17 protein-coding genes are annotated in these 16,043 nt (G+C 43.6%); 11 read left to right on the plus strand and 6 right to left on the minus strand.

The window, feature by feature from the left end; translation table 11 throughout:
• Positions 1-6: 6 nt before the first annotated feature.
• Together dnaN and dnaA are read right to left on the minus strand one after the other, a co-directional pair.
• Entirely contained in the window at positions 7-1,113 is a 1,107-nt protein-coding gene (dnaN, locus tag ACQY6Q_RS00080; RefSeq protein WP_427976412.1) for a DNA polymerase III subunit beta, read from the minus strand.
• A 20-nt stretch (positions 1,114-1,133) separates the two neighbouring features.
• Positions 1,134-2,540, minus strand: coding sequence for a chromosomal replication initiator protein DnaA (gene dnaA / locus ACQY6Q_RS00085; protein ID WP_427976414.1), 1,407 nt, complete (start codon positions 2,538-2,540; stop codon positions 1,134-1,136).
• 228 nt (positions 2,541-2,768) lie between these two features.
• Here dnaA and ACQY6Q_RS00090 point away from each other — a divergent pair, with 228 nt between their 5' ends.
• From ACQY6Q_RS00090 to mnmE, 8 genes are all read left to right on the plus strand, one after another.
• Positions 2,769-3,527: an amino acid ABC transporter substrate-binding protein gene (locus tag ACQY6Q_RS00090; RefSeq protein ID WP_427976417.1), complete on the plus strand. Its 759-nt coding sequence runs from the start codon at positions 2,769-2,771 to the stop codon at positions 3,525-3,527.
• The gene (locus ACQY6Q_RS00095) at positions 3,527-4,195 is read left to right on the plus strand and encodes an amino acid ABC transporter permease (protein WP_427976419.1); all 669 of its coding nucleotides are present in this window, start codon (positions 3,527-3,529) and stop codon (positions 4,193-4,195) included. The genes ACQY6Q_RS00090 and ACQY6Q_RS00095 overlap by 1 nt, the downstream gene beginning before the upstream one ends.
• Before the next feature lies 1 nt (position 4,196).
• Positions 4,197-4,946 carry an amino acid ABC transporter ATP-binding protein gene (locus ACQY6Q_RS00100; RefSeq protein WP_427976421.1) on the plus strand — a complete coding sequence of 250 codons (750 nt, stop codon included), beginning with the start codon at positions 4,197-4,199 and terminating at the stop codon, positions 4,944-4,946.
• 214 nt (positions 4,947-5,160) lie between these two features.
• Complete coding sequence (rpmH, locus tag ACQY6Q_RS00105) at positions 5,161-5,295, plus strand: 50S ribosomal protein L34 (RefSeq protein WP_055733490.1); 135 nt, start codon at positions 5,161-5,163, stop codon at positions 5,293-5,295.
• 3 nt (positions 5,296-5,298) lie between these two features.
• Positions 5,299-5,655 (plus strand): ribonuclease P protein component, encoded by a 357-nt coding sequence (gene rnpA / locus ACQY6Q_RS00110; RefSeq protein ID WP_055733489.1) that lies wholly within the window; start codon positions 5,299-5,301, stop codon positions 5,653-5,655.
• Entirely contained in the window at positions 5,622-5,876 is a 255-nt protein-coding gene (yidD, locus tag ACQY6Q_RS00115; RefSeq protein WP_083481595.1) for a membrane protein insertion efficiency factor YidD, read from the plus strand. Before rnpA ends, yidD begins: the two co-directional genes overlap by 34 nt.
• A gap of 8 nt (positions 5,877-5,884) precedes the next feature.
• On the plus strand, positions 5,885-7,525 hold the full coding sequence (gene yidC, locus ACQY6Q_RS00120; RefSeq protein WP_427976426.1) for a membrane protein insertase YidC: 1,641 nt from the start codon (positions 5,885-5,887) through the stop codon (positions 7,523-7,525).
• An 88-nt stretch (positions 7,526-7,613) separates the two neighbouring features.
• The gene (mnmE, locus tag ACQY6Q_RS00125) at positions 7,614-8,978 is read left to right on the plus strand and encodes a tRNA uridine-5-carboxymethylaminomethyl(34) synthesis GTPase MnmE (protein ID WP_427976429.1); all 1,365 of its coding nucleotides are present in this window, start codon (positions 7,614-7,616) and stop codon (positions 8,976-8,978) included.
• A 174-nt stretch (positions 8,979-9,152) separates the two neighbouring features.
• On the opposite strand, the gene ACQY6Q_RS00130 is transcribed toward mnmE, so the two are convergent.
• Positions 9,153-10,415, minus strand: coding sequence for a carbohydrate porin (locus ACQY6Q_RS00130; RefSeq protein WP_427976431.1), 1,263 nt, complete (start codon positions 10,413-10,415; stop codon positions 9,153-9,155).
• Between the two features lie 327 nt (positions 10,416-10,742).
• Between ACQY6Q_RS00130 and ACQY6Q_RS00135 the strand changes: the two genes are divergently transcribed.
• On the plus strand, positions 10,743-11,657 hold the full coding sequence (locus tag ACQY6Q_RS00135; protein ID WP_427976433.1) for a LysR family transcriptional regulator: 915 nt from the start codon (positions 10,743-10,745) through the stop codon (positions 11,655-11,657).
• A gap of 40 nt (positions 11,658-11,697) precedes the next feature.
• Here the strand turns inward: ACQY6Q_RS00135 and ACQY6Q_RS00140 are convergent, their stop codons facing one another.
• From ACQY6Q_RS00140 to ACQY6Q_RS00150, 3 genes are all read right to left on the minus strand, one after another.
• Entirely contained in the window at positions 11,698-12,006 is a 309-nt protein-coding gene (locus tag ACQY6Q_RS00140; protein ID WP_427976435.1) for a hypothetical protein, read from the minus strand.
• Positions 12,007-12,068: 62 nt separating this feature from the next.
• Entirely contained in the window at positions 12,069-12,362 is a 294-nt protein-coding gene (locus ACQY6Q_RS00145; RefSeq protein WP_427976437.1) for a hypothetical protein, read from the minus strand.
• Between the two features lie 11 nt (positions 12,363-12,373).
• Positions 12,374-14,038, minus strand: a complete 1,665-nt coding sequence (locus ACQY6Q_RS00150) for an amidohydrolase family protein (RefSeq protein ID WP_427976439.1) — start codon at positions 14,036-14,038, stop codon at positions 12,374-12,376.
• Between the two features lie 620 nt (positions 14,039-14,658).
• On the opposite strand from ACQY6Q_RS00150, the gene ACQY6Q_RS00155 reads away from it, so the two are divergent.
• Positions 14,659-15,222 carry a GbsR/MarR family transcriptional regulator gene (locus ACQY6Q_RS00155; protein ID WP_427976441.1) on the plus strand — a complete coding sequence of 188 codons (564 nt, stop codon included), beginning with the start codon at positions 14,659-14,661 and terminating at the stop codon, positions 15,220-15,222.
• 27 nt (positions 15,223-15,249) lie between these two features.
• Positions 15,250-16,043: cytochrome ubiquinol oxidase subunit I (locus tag ACQY6Q_RS00160; RefSeq protein WP_427976444.1), on the plus strand; the 794-nt coding region annotated here is incomplete at its 3' end.

Raw genomic sequence — 16,043 nt, forward strand, 5'->3', positions numbered from 1 at the left:
AGCCAATTAAAGTCGCATTGGCATAACAACGTACATAGCTTTACCTGTTTGCTCAGCATCTTCGATTAAAGCACTACTATTGCTATTGCTCATATTAACGCGAACCTGCTCGCATTTAAGGGCGTTTAATACGTCCAATACGTAAACAACGTTGAAGCCAATTTCTAAATCTTCGGCGTTATAGTCCACATCTAAAATTTCTTCTGCTTCTTCCTGTTCAGGATTATTCGCAGTTATTTTTAACGAGCCAGACTGTAGTTGTAATCTCACACCGCGGAATTTCTCGTTAGACAAAATGGCGGCTCGAGAAAAAGCCTGTTTCAGCTCTTCCCTACCCGAGACTAAAGCCTTATCACTGTTTGCTGGCAATACACGACGGTAGTCAGGAAAACGTCCATCAACTAATTTACTGGTAAAGGTGAAGTTTTGAATACAAGCTCGCAAATTATTGCTACCAATATGTAACTCAACTAGCTGATCTTCATGCTCTAGCATCCGCGACAATTCAATAACACCTTTGCGCGGCACAATCACTTGTTGCGCCTGTAAACCCGGCTGATTAATGCTTTGCTCAGCCAAAGCTAAACGGTGGCCGTCTGTAGCAATGGTCTTTAGACCTTTCTCATCGGTTTCAAATAACATGCCGTTTAGATAGTAGCGAACATCCTGGCTAGCCATGGAGAACTGGGTGCTATCAATCAGGTTTTTCAATTGACCTTGGGTCAACTGAATCACCTGCTGACTTTGCCAATCTTCAACATTAGGAAAATCGCTTGCAGGCAAGGTGGCAAGAGAAAAACGACTGCGCCCAGACTTCAGTACTAAACGATGATCATCGGCCTTACAGTGAATTTCACAACCTTCCGGTAGGCCACGACAAATATCAACAAACTTTTTCGCAGGAACCGTTACTCGCCCGTCATTAACGGTATTTTCTAGAGGTAAGGTGGCAATCAGCTCTACCTCCATATCGGTGCCGGTAATCGATAACTGCTGATTACTGATGTCCAACAGCACATTCCCTAGAATGGGAATCGTGGGTCGCCCGCCCAAAGCAGCACTTACTTGTTGAAGCGGTTTTAGCAGTTGCTCTCGATTAATACTAAATTGCATGTCTAGTAGGGCCTCTCCAATTATGACGACAAGGTACGAATGAGATTTTGATAGTCTTCTTTAATATCGTGACTTTCTTCTTTCAACTGAGAAATTTTGCGGCAAGCATGTAATACCGTGGTATGGTCGCGTCCACCAAAAGCGTCACCGATTTCAGGCAAGCTATGGTTGGTTAACTCTTTGGCTAAGGCCATGGCCAACTGACGTGGCCGAGCAACCGAGCGAGAGCGTCGTTTAGACAACAAATCTGCCACTTTAATCTTGTAATATTCAGCCACTGTTTTCTGAATATTATCAATGGTCACCAACTTCTCTTGCAGCGCCAATAAATCACGTAAGGCTTCTCGCACAAAGTCGATAGTAATCGCCCGTCCAGTAAAATTAGCATTCGCAATAACTCGGTTGAGCGCGCCTTCTAACTCACGAACATTAGAGCGTAAGCGCTTAGCGATAAAGAAGGCCACTTCGTCTGGCAAACGAATATTATTTTCACTTGCCTTGGTCATTAAGATGGCCACGCGCGTCTCTAACTCTGGTGGCTCAATCGCCACCGTCAAGCCCCAACCAAAGCGGCTCTTAAGCCGATCTTCTACCCCGTCGATTTCTTTCGGGTAGCGGTCGCTGGTAAGAATAATTTGCTGATTACCTTCTAGCAGCGCATTAAAGGTATGAAAAAATTCTTCTTGAGAGCGCTCTTTATTGGCGAAAAACTGAATATCATCGATAAGCAGAGCATCAACACTCCGGTAATAACGTTTAAAGTCTTCTATCGCATTGTTTTGTAACGCTTTTACCATATCCTGAACAAAACGTTCAGAATGCATATAAACCACTTTGGCATTTTTCTTACTATTGATGATGCCGTTCCCTACTGCATGCAGTAGGTGAGTTTTACCCAAGCCGGTACCCCCATAAAGAAACAATGGGTTATAAGCGCCACCCGGATTATTAGCCACTTGGGTCGCCGCAGCTCTAGCCAACTGGTTTGACTTACCCTCTACAAAGTTATCGAACTGGTAAGTAGCATTGATATTATTACGGTGATTAGCTTCTAAAGCAGATTTTACAGCTGGTTCTTTGTCCCAGCTTTTACCGCTGTCGTGATTACTCACTGGCGAAGGACTAGCGCCTGATGAAGCGGAATGACGACTATTTAAGTCTGCGCTCAAGGTTCTGCTAAGTGGTTTACTGCCCACCTCAAAGCGCAAACCTGGCTTGTCACTACCACAAAACTCTTCAAGTAAGGCATTTACTCTAATCAGGTATTTATCTTTCACCCAATCTAATACAAAGCGATTAGGCGCATATAACACCAATAGCTCGGCACCTTGCTCTACTTGAAGTGGTCGGATCCACATACTAAATTCTGTTGCCGGCAATTCATCTTGTAATCGAACTAAGATTTGCTGCCAAAGAGACCCACTCACTAGCCACTCCGCGTTATTACCCAAAAAGACCGTCTATTTTATACCGGAAGCCGCTTAAACTCTAGGTTTCTTATGAATTATTCACAAGCAGATAACAAAAATGTGAATAACATTATTTGAGCAAAATTACGACTTAGTTATTTGATATAACTACAGCGTATTTGTGTACACAGCCACTATAAATTAGTATTTTTTACTATAGATAACTAAATTTGCAGACAAATAAAAATGAAACTATTGAATAAATCTCGTTTATTACTTGGATTACTGGTACTTAGCTTAGGACCATGGTCAGCATTTGCCCAACAAAACGTAAAAGTAGGCATGTCTGGACGCTATTTTCCGTTTACCTTTGTTAAACAGGACCAACTACAAGGTTTTGAAGTTGATGTTTGGAATGAATTAGCCAAGCGTAATGACTGGCAAGTAGAATTTGTTACCGCAAACTTTTCAGGCCTATTTGGCATGTTAGAAACCGGCCGAATCGATACTATTTCTAACCAAATCACCATCACCGACGAACGTAAGGCGAAATACTTGTTTTCAACACCTTATGTTATTGACGGTGCGCAAATCGTAGTACGTAAAGGCAACCAAGAAATTAACGGTATTGATGACCTAAAAGGTAAAAAAGTTGCGGTTAACCTTGGCTCCAACTTCGAACAACTACTACGCAAACACGATGAAGAGCAGCAAATTAACATTGCTACTTACGACACCGGTATCGAGCAAGATGTAGCATTAGGTCGTTCCGATGCCTTTGTGATGGACCGCGTATCTTCTCTAGCGCTGATTAAAAAATCGGGTCTACCACTAGCATTAGCAGGGCAACCTTTTGAAACCATTGAAAACGCCATGCCATTTAAAAATAATGCGGCTGGCCAAGCCCTACAACAACAAGTTAACGCTAGCCTTGCAGCTATGCGTAAAGATGGCACACTTAGCGCAATTTCCCAAAAATGGTTTGACGGAGACATCACCCAATAATGTCTAGCTTTGACTTTGGCTACATGATTGAACTGTTCCCAATACTGTTTAAGTATTTGGCTACAACCATGGAGATGGCTGCAATTGCAGCCATTTTCGCGTTAATTTTAGCGCTAATATTGGCATTGGTTCGAGTATTCAAGCTGCCAGTTTTGAATCAGTTTTCAGTGGTGTTTATTTCCTTTTTTCGAGGGACGCCGCTGTTAGTTCAGCTATTTATTTTGTACTACGGCCTGCCACAACTGTTTCCATTTATGATAGGTATTGATGCCTTTAGTGCCTCTGTTATCGGTTTAAGCTTGCACTTTGCAGCTTATAAGGCAGAGAGCATTCGCGCTGCAATCACCTCCATAAACAATAGCCAATGGGATGCCAGCTATGCCTTTGGCATGACACGTATTCAGGCCTTACAGCGCATTATTCTGCCCCAAGCACTGCGAACCGCATTGCCCTCACTAATGAATTATCTGATAGATATGATCAAAAGCACCTCTTTAGCGTTCACTTTGGGTGTGGCAGAAATTATGGCAAAAGCACAAATGGAAGCGTCGAGTAGCTTTAAGTTTTTTGAAGCCTTCTTAGCCGTTGCGCTGATTTATTGGGCGGTAGTGGCAGTGTTTACCCAAGTGCAAAACCTCGCCGAAAAACGTTTAGCAAAGGCCTATTAGCATGATCAAAGTAGCCAACTTACATAAAAGCTTTAATGGGCAAAAAGTATTAAATGGTATCGACTTTGAGGTGAATGAAGGCGAAGTTGTGGCTATTATCGGCCCTTCAGGCACAGGAAAATCGACTTTTTTACGTTGCCTAAACTTCCTAGAGCAAGCAGACAGCGGCATAATTAGTGTCGATGGTCTAACGGTCAATGCTGAGCAACACCATGCCAGTGAGATCATAGCGTTACGCCGAAAGTTTGCCTTTGTATTTCAAAACTACTCATTATTTGCCAACTTAAACGCGGAACAGAATATAGCCGAAGCCTTAATTACCGTATGGAAACAAGACAAGGCGACTGCACTCACTAAGGCAAGACAAATTCTTGCTGATATTGGCCTCGCCGATAAAGCCAAACAATACCCAAGCCAACTTTCTGGGGGCCAGCAACAACGTATTGGTATTGGCCGAGCCATGGCTACCCCAAGCCAAGCCATTCTATTTGACGAACCCACCTCGGCATTGGATCCAGAATGGGTGGGTGAGGTACTTGGCTTAATAAAAATGTTAGCCAAGCGTAAGCAAACCTTACTGATCGTCACCCATGAAATGGCCTTTGCCCGCGAAGTGGCCGACCGAGTCGTATTTATGAGTGATGGTAATATTGTTGAACAAGGTCCGCCGGAGCAACTGTTTACTCAACCAAAAGATCCAAGAACTCAACAGTTTATTTCGCGAATACTAAAAAGAGATGCAATTGAATAGTAGAGATCACTTGCAGCTATAATTAGTAGCACTATAATGCCGCCGCAGGATCTAAAAGATCTTCCAGGCAAAACGATTTAAGATTAAACGATATTTCGTTTGACTTAGAAGGGGCGAATGATTAGAATTTCGCCTCTTTTTTACCCGGTGCGCCAACCATTTCGGTTAATTGCACCGACTGTACAGTAAAAAACTAGCTAGCAGAGTAATAACTATGAAACGTACTTTTCAACCAAGCGTACTAAAGCGTAAGCGTAGCCACGGTTTTCGCGCTCGCATGGCAACTAAAAACGGCCGCCAAGTTTTGGCTCGTCGTCGTGCCAAAGGTCGCGCACGTTTGTCTGCATAATTAATGCAAAGACATTCGTTCGGCAGGGAGTTACGTTTGTTAACTCCCATGCATTTCAAACACGTATTCTCCAACCCCGTTCGTGTGGGTACTCCTCAACTCACCATCCTTGCCAAACCTAATACCTTAGCTCATCCACGACTAGGCCTAGCCGTTTCCAAAAAAAGCATTAAGCTTGCCGTAGGTCGCAATCGTATTAAACGCTTGGTAAGAGAGAGTTTTCGATTACATCAGCATCAGTTACCCGCTGTTGATATTGTGCTTATCTCTAAACACGGAATTGCTGATTTAAGCAATCAAGAAATAAGTAAAATGCTGGAGAAATCATGGCGAAGACTTTCGCGCCGTTGCGAAGCTTAGCGATATTGCCCATCAAAGCTTATCAATATTTGATAAGTCCTTTGCTTGGACCGCGCTGCCGTTTTACGCCTACGTGTTCAGATTATGCGATTGAAGCAATAAATTTGCACGGTGTGATAAAAGGTTGTTGGTTAGCAAGCCAACGTCTATTAAAATGCCATCCACTACATCCTGGCGGACATGATCCGGTTCCAGGTTCCAAAAAAACCAATAGTGATTAACTAATATTATGGAATCTCAACGCAATTTACTGATAATTGGGTTGCTGTTTGTAAGTTTTCTTATATATCAGCAATGGCAAAAAGATTACGGCCCGCAGCCGGAAGTGATTACTGCGACCAATACTGTTAACGCCACGCCAGCCGGCGCGCATCCTGATGTGCCAGCAAGTGCGACGTCTTCTGATGATTCAGACTTAACTCAAGCGACTAGCGCAGGTCAGTTAATCACTGTAACCACCGACGTACTAAAGCTAAAAATTAGCTCTCAAGGTGGTGATGTTGTTAGTGGCGAGTTATTAGCCTACCCAATTGAAGAAGAATCTAGCGAGCCTTTCGTTCTTTTAGAAGAGGATGCTAACTTCACCTATATTGCGCAAAGTGGTTTGATTGGTCGCGACGGCCCAGATGCCAGCGCCAATGGTCGCCCTATCTATAAAGTAAGCAGCTCTAACTTCGAGCTAGCTGAAGGCGAAGACCAAGTGGTTGTGGCTATGACTTACCAAGACCAAGCCGGCAACCTTTTCACTAAAAGCTTCACCCTTAAGCGTGGCAGCTACGATGTTGACGTGACTTATGACGTGACCAACAACAGTGAGCAAGCGCTAAACCTGCAGTTATATGGCCAACTTAAGCAAACCGAAAAAGAGCATAAATCAAGCATGGTAATGCCGGTTTATCGCGGTGGTGCTTACTCGAGTGACTCAACCCGTTACTCTAAATACAAAATCAAAGACATGCAGAAAGCTAACCTAAACGTCACCACCACTGGTGGCTGGGTAGCCATGATGCAGCACTACTTCGTTACCGCTTGGTTACCTGACGAAAATAGCACCAACCAATTGTACTCAAACGCCAATAACGGTTTTGTGTTCATGGGTTATAAAGCCCCAGCCCACTCTGTTGCACCAGGCCAGAGTGAGCAACTAAGCTCTAGCTTATGGGTTGGTCCTAAACTACAAGAGCAAATGGCAGAAGCCGCCAAGCACCTAGACCTTACCGTAGATTACGGCTGGTTGTGGTTTATTGCTCAGCCACTGTCTAAATTGCTTAAGTTCTTCCATAGTTTTGTTGGAAACTGGGGTATCGCGATTATCCTAATCACCTTCACGGTGAAAGGTATCATGTATCCACTCACCAAAGCGCAATACACCTCTATGGCGAAAATGCGTTTGCTACAACCCAAAATGGCAGCGCTACGTGAGAAGTATGGCGACGATCGTCAGAAAATGTCTCAAGGCATGATGGAGTTATACAAGAAAGAGAAAGTTAACCCACTGGGTGGCTGTTTCCCTATCTTGCTACAAATGCCGATTTTCATCGCCTTGTACTGGTCATTAATGGAAAGCGTTGAGCTTCGTCATGCGCCATTCTTTGGTTGGATTACTGACTTGTCAGTACAAGACCCTTACTACATTTTGCCAGTGCTAATGGGCGTGAGCATGTTCTTCATTCAGAAGATGTCTCCGACTACCGTAGCCGACCCAATGCAAGCGAAGATCATGCAATTCATGCCGGTTATCTTCACTGTATTCTTCCTCTGGTTCCCAGCAGGTCTAGTTCTATACTGGTTAATGAGTAACGTGGTTACACTAATTCAGCAAACTCTGATTTACCGTAACCTTGAGAAAAAAGGATTGCATAAACGCTAAGCACAAAGTTTAGCGAGAGTGCTAAAATGCCATTCAGTGAAAGCTGAATGGCATTTTTATTTTTACCGCAAGAGCAAAGAGAGTCAGCATGAGTTCAACTGATACCATAGTGGCACAGGCAACAGCACCGGGACGCGGCGGCGTAGGCATTATTCGTGTTTCCGGCCCCTTATCGCAACAGGTAGCAGAACAATTATTGGGTAAGTGCCCCAAGCCTCGTTATGCCGATTATTTGGCATTTAAGAACCTACAGGGAGATACCTTAGACCAAGGCATCGCCTTATTCTTTAAAGGCCCTCACTCCTTTACCGGCGAAGACGTATTAGAGCTACAAGGTCATGGTGGCCCAGTGGTAATAGATATGCTGATCCGTGAAATCAGCCAAATTGAAGGCTTACGCATGGCTCGCCCCGGAGAGTTTAGCGAACGCGCTTTTCTTAACGACAAGCTCGACCTAGCCCAAGCAGAGGCCATTGCAGACCTAATTGAAGCTACCAGCGAGCAAGCGGCTAAAAGTGCCCTACAGTCGCTGCAGGGAGAGTTTTCTAACAAAATCTATAGCTTGGTAGAAAACGTCACCCGTTTGCGGATCTACGTTGAGGCGGCTATCGATTTTCCTGAAGAAGAAATCGATTTTCTCAGTGACGGCAAAGTACAAAGCGATCTCTACGCTATCATTGATGAACTCAGTGCAGTACAGGCGCAAGCACGCCAAGGTTCTTTGCTACGTGAAGGTATGCGAGTAGTCATAGCTGGGCGCCCCAATGCGGGTAAATCGAGCTTACTGAATGCCTTAGCTGGGAAACAGGCCGCCATTGTTACCGACATTGCCGGCACCACTCGTGATGTATTGCGCGAGCACATTCATATCGATGGCATGCCACTGCACATCATTGATACCGCCGGTTTGCGTGATGACGCCGATGTAGTTGAACAAATTGGTATCGAGCGCGCTTGGGATGAAATTAATAATGCTGATCGGGTATTGTTTATGGTGGATGGCACCACCACAGACCAGCTTGACCCGCTGAAAATCTGGCCAGAATTTGTCGCTAAACTGCCGCCTAACATGGGCATGACGGTAGTGCGTAACAAAGCCGATATTACCGGGGAAAGCCTCGATGTGGTGATGGATCATGGCCATCCGGTATTTAAAATCTCAGCCAAAACCGAATTAGGTCTAACTGAATTAAAAGCCCACCTCAAACAGTGCATGGGCTTTACCGGCAACCTAGAAGGCGGATTTATGGCACGTCGTCGCCACCTTAATGCCTTAGAGCAAGCTGCCGAACACCTAGATAATGGTAAAACCCAACTAGAGGTTTACCAAGCCGGCGAACTGCTTGCCGAAGAACTACGCCTAGTACAACAAGCCTTAAGTGAGATCACCGGCGAATTTAGCTCCGACGATCTGCTAAGCCGCATCTTCACTAGCTTCTGTATCGGCAAGTAAAGTAGCAAAACCAAGGCAAGCGCTAGCTCAAAAACCTATATAAAATAATAAGCGGCCTGATAAGGCCGCCTGCATATAGGGCACTATGGTTTTCCCATAAGCTTACCAAGTACTTAAGCTCCAACTTAATCGTTAACATCAAGCCGACTTAAACAACGGCTATCTTGGCTCTAGCTAAAAAACGAAGCGTGCTTTTAAAGCAAATACTAGATTGGTTTTGTCTTCAATAAATACATTGGCTAAATTACCTGACTCAATCGCTTGCAGATCAATCGCGGTATAGTTCATCAACTGAACTCCGGGTGACAACTGCAGCCAAGGTGTCACTTGAGCGCGGTAATACAACTCCATCGTATATTGATCATCAAAATTAATTCCACCAAATGTACTCGCCATGGGGCTAGCCCAGTTCAGTGCAAAGCCGAGCATATCTTGAGAGCGCGCAGTGGGCATATAACCAAAACCGGCGCTAACGGAGGCATCGTACATGGCCCCGCCATCTTTAGCCCAGCCAGCGCGGAAAAATGGTAGCCATTGCTGACCCAGTAATCCGGAAATATTAAGATTTAGCCCGTGGCCTTTTAAATCGCCAGCCACCGCATCACGCTGCCAAAAACTAACATGGGCATTCTGAATAAACAGCATCTCTCGCGACGGGGTATAACCTATTTCAAAACTTTTCCAAGTGGCGCCAGAGTCAAATAAATCCTCTACCCCTTGAGTGAGGTCTGAGGCATTGCCTTTGGCATCCATAATACTGGCCGAGCTATATACTTTGTCGGTAATAAAGCCACCTAACATAAGGCCCAAACCACCGTCTGGTAGGCCGCCAATAGTGCCATTACCCGTTGAGAAGACACTGTTATTAAAATCGTTCCAAGGGCTGGCTAGAGGGTAAAAATCGGTGTAATCCGTCATATCGAGAAAGCCAGCATAAGCCACCATGCGGTCATTCAACATCGATTGACGCCAAAATAGATGAGTTATTCGAAATCCTTGATCGCCATACAAAGAATGTACAAAGCCAATATAACCCAAATCTTTTAAGCCAAAATCCTTTGGCGATGAGTCGGTATACTTGTGGCGGTGTTCAAACTTAAATACCACACCACCAGTTGAACCAGAATCGGTATGCACCATATCCCATTGGCCATAAAGGCGTAAAGCACCTGAAGCGGCGCTCGATTCCCCCAAGGGATCACTTGCCCCCAAACCCAGCATGTTGTAATCCATGCCTAATTGAAGACCATATTCCTCTTGCCAGTGTTGCTTGGTTTTATTCCAAATATCAAAACGAGACAAGTTACTGGTGGAATCTTGCATAACAGCAACATTTTCAAAGTCTGTTTTGGCTTGCTTGCTAAGGGCTGCAAACGGATAAGCCAAACACGATAAGCCAGCCAGTGCCAACATTGAAAAACTCAGTTGCTTTTTCATTCCTTTTTAAACTCCTAATTTAACTTAGCTGACAAGGTCCAAGAGCCAGCTAAAGAGGATTATAACTCCGCACTAAATACTTTAGTCGAGCGCCAAGTGCGAGTACATATAAATCAAAAAATATAAAAACCTGTGTAATCATCGCGCTAACCACTTAACAACGGTATGTTTGATGCTACCAACAATAATAAGCTAGACTAAATTGCCTTTGTATGACCAGATCAGACAAACCTAGCAAGTTACCAATAATAATCTGTCTAAAACTATTGATTGGTATGAATCACTTTTTAAGCGTCTCGGCAGCCCAATAACTAGGGAAATCACTTAATGAATTTTAGCCTCGAACAATTAAACACATTTGTGGCGGTGTATGAACAAAAGTCATTTAGCAAAGCCGCAGCACTGCTTAATAAACACCGCAGTACAGTTGGACAAGTAATTGTTAACTTAGAAGAAATTTTAATGATTCCACTATTCGAGCGGATCGGTCGGTCAGTAAAACCCAGCAATGAAGCCGAGCTACTCTATCGTTATGCTAAGCAAGCGGTAGAGCAACTAAAAGCCTTTGATAAACTGGCCTTAAATTTGTCAGATGGAGAACTAGAAGCGATTAATATTGCCTATTCTAGCTTTTTTCCACAACTTGCCATCGCAGATGTTCGCATGCAGTTAGCAAAAGATTTTCCTGACTTAAAAGTGAATCTGTTTGTTAGAAATCAGCAGCAAATAAAACAACAATTAGAATCAGGACAATTACATTTCGGCTTAGTGAATGTGCATAATGCTAAGGCGATGCATAGTATTAATACCACCTATTTAGAAACCTTATCTTTGGTTCCATTTGGTAGCAAAGGCGGCGAACTAGCCAAAACCTCCAGCGATCAAATGCTCGCTAAACTGAAAAGCTCCAAACAGCTTATTTTACAATCACTGATTGATGAAGGTTTAGCAGATAAGGTCACCTTGTCTGCTGACTTTGAAGCCATAGATCAACTCTCTGTCATTATAAAACTGGTGCAACTAGGCCATGGCTGGGCGCTACTGCCGCGCTCGGTGATTTATTCAGAATATGTAAAACAAAATCTGGTGCAGCTTAAAACCGATGAGTTGAAAAAAGGCTTAGAAATTCCCATCTCGCTGTGGAGCTTACACTCCAGCCAAGTGATAAAAATACGAGAGTCGATAATTAAAGCATTGGAAGAGTACATTGGGCATATTCTTGACGAATACAGCCTCACATAAAGCAAACGCTAACGGCCTAAGAGCGTAGTTTATTAACTATTTACCGGGCTAATTTATTTTTTTGACTAGCTTTAAACAACTCTCGACGGGCTAACACGCGATTTGTTGAGACCTCAGGCTCCATTGTCTGATGCTCTTGACAAAAAAACATCGGCATAGAGTTTTTCACATAACCCTGTTTTAGTTTTTCGATATTAGCGTCAGTAAAGTCAAATGCTTGTTGTGCAACAAACTGCTCAAAAGCCGAACGTTCAGCGCTGAATGTCGAACTCTCAGTATCTTGCTCGGCCTGTACTGTGACAATTTGAAAACATGTCAAACTCAACAATATAGCGGTTAATCTATTCATACGTTTTACTACAAAGTGACCTAATAAAAATTACCTAGTAAGAATAAATAACCAGCAATCAGTTAATTGCTGGTTAGATGTTCATGTCCATCGCAAAATGACAGAGAAGGTTTATCGCCATAATCCGAACTCATGTCTAAACGTTGCCGCGCTGATAGCTTCGATACATCAATCCCTACCTCTTGGGCATATTCAGATAAAGGGCTTGAAACCACATCACTATTAACTGACTTTTTATAAGAGCTCATATCAGTATGCTTTAACGGGCTCACTTGATTGGCAAAATCTTCCAATGAAGCAGCACTGGCTGCGCCAGACACTAACACCAAAGCGCTTAAAATAAGCGTAAATCGCATCTTAATCCCCACTATTTATTGTATGTAGGATTGCCATCGGCACCCGACTGAGAAACCGAAATAGTTGGAATAGTGATATTTTTTAACCATGCCGCTTTATTAATACCGTTGAAACGACTGTTTTCTTCAGGCTTATAACGAATAGCTTGACCAGCCCATACTTTTTTAAATACACCCTGATCAACCACTTTCTTACCATTCACTATCACATAAGAAATACCACTGGTTGGTAGCCCTTGCTCACCCGATTTATAGGTCGCGTTGTCTTTAACATTTTCAGGGTCGAAGATAGTAATGTCGGCCACCATCCCCTGTTGTATACGACCGCGCAATTTCATCGCCTCTAAGCCCGCATCTCCCAAGTGTTTCGCCGGCCAATAAGACATTTGCGCCAGAGTAAACATTAGTGGAACCCCATTTTCACGGGCCATAGCAAACACTTTACCGCGAGTACCCGCAGTACGAGGATGGCCTTTGTATTCAGAAGGGTCAGCATCCCAAGAATCAACGCCTAAACCAGAGTAGATTGAGTCTGCAGCAACCGTCATATGCGGAATTTGTAAGAAATATTTCAACCAATCTTTACGTGGTGGACTAAAAATAACCACCAAATGGCCTGGATCTTTGGCTGCCAAAGCAAGGTATTCTTCTTTATTTAAGAACTTGTCCTGCTCGGGGTCATACATAATATCTTCGTATTTGTACTTAAACATGCCTTCGATACTTTCCGGCACGAGGAACGACGAGCCAATTGCCGTAGAAGCGGCATCATATGGGTAGTACTCTGACCACATATTCATGCCTTGCTCACGCGCTTTTTTTAGTTTTTCTTCAACTTCCCACCAACCAAATTCGTTATTGTGAAGCATCAACAATGGTGCATCCAGCGCCACCGCATTAGCAAATACTTCATCGAAACCTAGCTGCCCCTCTGGATTAACTGGGTTGCCGTGATAACGAGTATGAGAAGCGGTAAAACGTCCCCAATTGGCTGCCACTTTTTGCGATTCGTACATTTCAAATGAGGTCAAGCCATTACGCATATAGGCGGTTGTTGAAGCGAGGTTGATTGCGCCCTCTTTAAAACCTTGATCCAAAATCGTTAGGATTTGGTTCATCTGCTCTTGGTTGGCTTTTGAGTCTGACCAACCACTCACCCCATCTTTGGCCGCTTCGGTGCGCAACTTACTAAGAATATCAGGAGCATCATAGGCACGATCAATTTTAACTTCTGGGTCAAGCACTTCCAAACGCGCTGCTTCGTGGCTTATGCCAGTACCATAGTTTAATGGCCATGCGTCTTTTTTATCGTCATACCATTGCGCCACGCGGGTAGCGCCAATTTCCAAATCCATCCCGGTGGTGACCCCATCAAGGGCTGCAAGTTTAATAGACAAGCCGTCGAGAGAATGGAAATGGGTATCGATAAAACCAGGTGCAACCACCTGACCTTTTGCATCAATAACTTGTTCGCCTTCGAGTTTGTCAGTTGTGATAGCGACAATTTTACCGTCTTTGATCCCCACGTGAAGCACTGCATCTAACATGGTCTCAGGGTCCATCACTCGACCATTTTCAATCACTAAATCGTAATCGGCAGCAAATAAGCTGCCCGCTTGTAGCGATAAGGCTAAGCCAATCACTACACTAATAGGCTGTTTATGGAATACTTTCATGGTGTGGTATCTCTAGTGTAAAAAAAATTTGATTTCCTTGCTGGTGATTAAGCAAAACCGAAGATTAAAACCATCACAAGCATCTGGGCTTAAAACATTGAGTACATTATAAGCAACTTTATTTGACACCACTTTGCATTTTGTCTGATCTAACCCTACAAAGAAGTTTATGTTAGCTGAAATACTGCACTGCAAAATCCAATAGATTCAATCAGTGTAGGATAAATATAAGCAACCAACTTACGAATAATAAGAAAATCAATATAAACACTGCATAGATATTTACCAACGCAGTAAAAGCTAAAAACCAACCCACTACACTCTCGTTTAAACCATTCAATATCCTTTAAAAGGAAGCCAGTTTTTTGCACTAAACACAACTATAAGCAGGTTACATTCAACTCATTTAGTATGACTAAAGCAGCCCCCATTCACTATTGGCGCTTAATAATTCCCCATAACTGTCAATTTATTCTGATTATCTAAAACATCTTCTAAAACAAAGCTTAAACCCGCTTATAGCTTGACCAAGAGAAAAAACATTAGCCAAAAAAATTGACATAAATCAATATTCAAATAAACTTTCATTTTTTTCTGAACGTTCAAAAAGGAATTTCCGCATGCAATTATCAGAGAAAAGTCAGGCTTTTGTCTTACATTTTGGAGAAATGGGCAGTCGCTGGGGCTTTAACCGCACCGTCGGTCAGATTTTGGCTCTGCTGGTGATAAACCAGCATCCTTTGCATGCCGAACAAATCATGCAGCAACTCGGTATTAGCCGCGGCAATGTCAGCATGGGCCTTAAAGAACTGCAGTCTTGGCGTTTGGTAAAACTGAGTCACCAAGCAGGGCAACGTCGCGAGTTTTATACCGCAGCGGGATCTATTTGGGACATGGCTAAAACAGTATTTGAAGAACGCAGTAAACGGGAAGTAGACCCTACGCTGTCGCTACTGCGCTCTAACTTGCTGGAACAGCCGGACAATGAAGAAGACCAGTTTACCCAACAAAAAATGAAGGAGATTCATGACTTATTGGAACTCATCACCCAATGGTCCAATACCCTAAATAGTTTTAGCCCAGAGCAATTACAACAACTGATGAAAATGGGCTCTGGCCTTAACAAACTACTAGAACTTAAAGACAAAATTGTTGGTAACAAAGGAACTGCCGCCAGCGAATAAGATTATTCACCTTAATGAGAGTTAATCATGCTTGATGCCTTAATCCTTTCGAGGATACAGTTTGCTGCGAATATCAGCTTCCACATTCTGTTTCCAACCATCACCATTGCCATGTGTTGGTTCTTGGTTTTCTTTAAAATCCGCCATGATATGACTGGCAATCCAGTTTGGATGCGCGCCTATCGCTTTTGGGTAAAAGTTTTTGCCCTCTCTTTTGCCTTAGGTGTAGTCAGTGGCATTACTATGTCTTTTCAGTTTGGTACTAACTGGCCTGGCTTTATGGAAACGGTGGGTAATATCGCCGGGCCATTGCTAGGCTATGAGGTGCTTACCGCCTTTTTCTTAGAAGCGACTTTCCTTGGCATTATGCTGTTTGGTATCAAACGTGTGCCCAACAAAGTACATACTTTTGCGACCATTTTGGTGGCTATCGGCACCAGCTTATCGGCGTTTTGGATCCTGGCGCTGGATTCTTGGATGCAAACTCCGGCCGGCTTTGAAATGCGTGATGGCGTAGCCTACCCAACCGACTGGTTTGCCATTGTATTTAACCCTTCTTTTCCTTATCGCTTAACCCATATGTTATTAGCCTCGGGCTTAACGGCATCGTTCTTCATTGCCGGGATCTCGGCCTACCGCATACTAAAAGGCGATACTAAAAAAGCGCCGCGTTTAAGCTTAAAAGTAGCTTTGATTGTGGCCGCTATTTTGGCCCCCACTCAAGCCTTGGTAGGTGATTTTCATGGTTTAAATACTCTCGAACATCAACCGGCAAAAATTGCTGCCATTGAAGGGATCTGGCACACCGAGCGAGGCGCTCC

It is taken from the genome of Agarivorans sp., from assembly GCF_050295395.1.
In the GTDB taxonomy this organism is placed as follows: domain Bacteria; phylum Pseudomonadota; class Gammaproteobacteria; order Enterobacterales; family Celerinatantimonadaceae; genus Agarivorans.

Coding starts and splice junctions, on each gene's coding strand:
- dnaN (WP_427976412.1), bottom strand. CDS start 1,113: ATGCAATTTAGTATTAATCGAGAGCAACTGCTAAAACCGCTTCAACAA.
- ACQY6Q_RS00090 (WP_427976417.1), top strand. CDS start 2,769: ATGAAACTATTGAATAAATCTCGTTTATTACTTGGATTACTGGTACTT.
- ACQY6Q_RS00095 (WP_427976419.1), top strand. CDS start 3,527: ATGTCTAGCTTTGACTTTGGCTACATGATTGAACTGTTCCCAATACTG.
- ACQY6Q_RS00100 (WP_427976421.1), top strand. CDS start 4,197: ATGATCAAAGTAGCCAACTTACATAAAAGCTTTAATGGGCAAAAAGTA.
- rpmH (WP_055733490.1), top strand. CDS start 5,161: ATGAAACGTACTTTTCAACCAAGCGTACTAAAGCGTAAGCGTAGCCAC.
- rnpA (WP_055733489.1), top strand. CDS start 5,299: ATGCAAAGACATTCGTTCGGCAGGGAGTTACGTTTGTTAACTCCCATG.
- yidD (WP_083481595.1), top strand. CDS start 5,622: ATGGCGAAGACTTTCGCGCCGTTGCGAAGCTTAGCGATATTGCCCATC.
- yidC (WP_427976426.1), top strand. CDS start 5,885: ATGGAATCTCAACGCAATTTACTGATAATTGGGTTGCTGTTTGTAAGT.
- mnmE (WP_427976429.1), top strand. CDS start 7,614: ATGAGTTCAACTGATACCATAGTGGCACAGGCAACAGCACCGGGACGC.
- ACQY6Q_RS00130 (WP_427976431.1), bottom strand. CDS start 10,415: ATGAAAAAGCAACTGAGTTTTTCAATGTTGGCACTGGCTGGCTTATCG.
- ACQY6Q_RS00135 (WP_427976433.1), top strand. CDS start 10,743: ATGAATTTTAGCCTCGAACAATTAAACACATTTGTGGCGGTGTATGAA.
- ACQY6Q_RS00140 (WP_427976435.1), bottom strand. CDS start 12,006: ATGAATAGATTAACCGCTATATTGTTGAGTTTGACATGTTTTCAAATT.
- ACQY6Q_RS00145 (WP_427976437.1), bottom strand. CDS start 12,362: ATGCGATTTACGCTTATTTTAAGCGCTTTGGTGTTAGTGTCTGGCGCA.
- ACQY6Q_RS00150 (WP_427976439.1), bottom strand. CDS start 14,038: ATGAAAGTATTCCATAAACAGCCTATTAGTGTAGTGATTGGCTTAGCC.
- ACQY6Q_RS00155 (WP_427976441.1), top strand. CDS start 14,659: ATGCAATTATCAGAGAAAAGTCAGGCTTTTGTCTTACATTTTGGAGAA.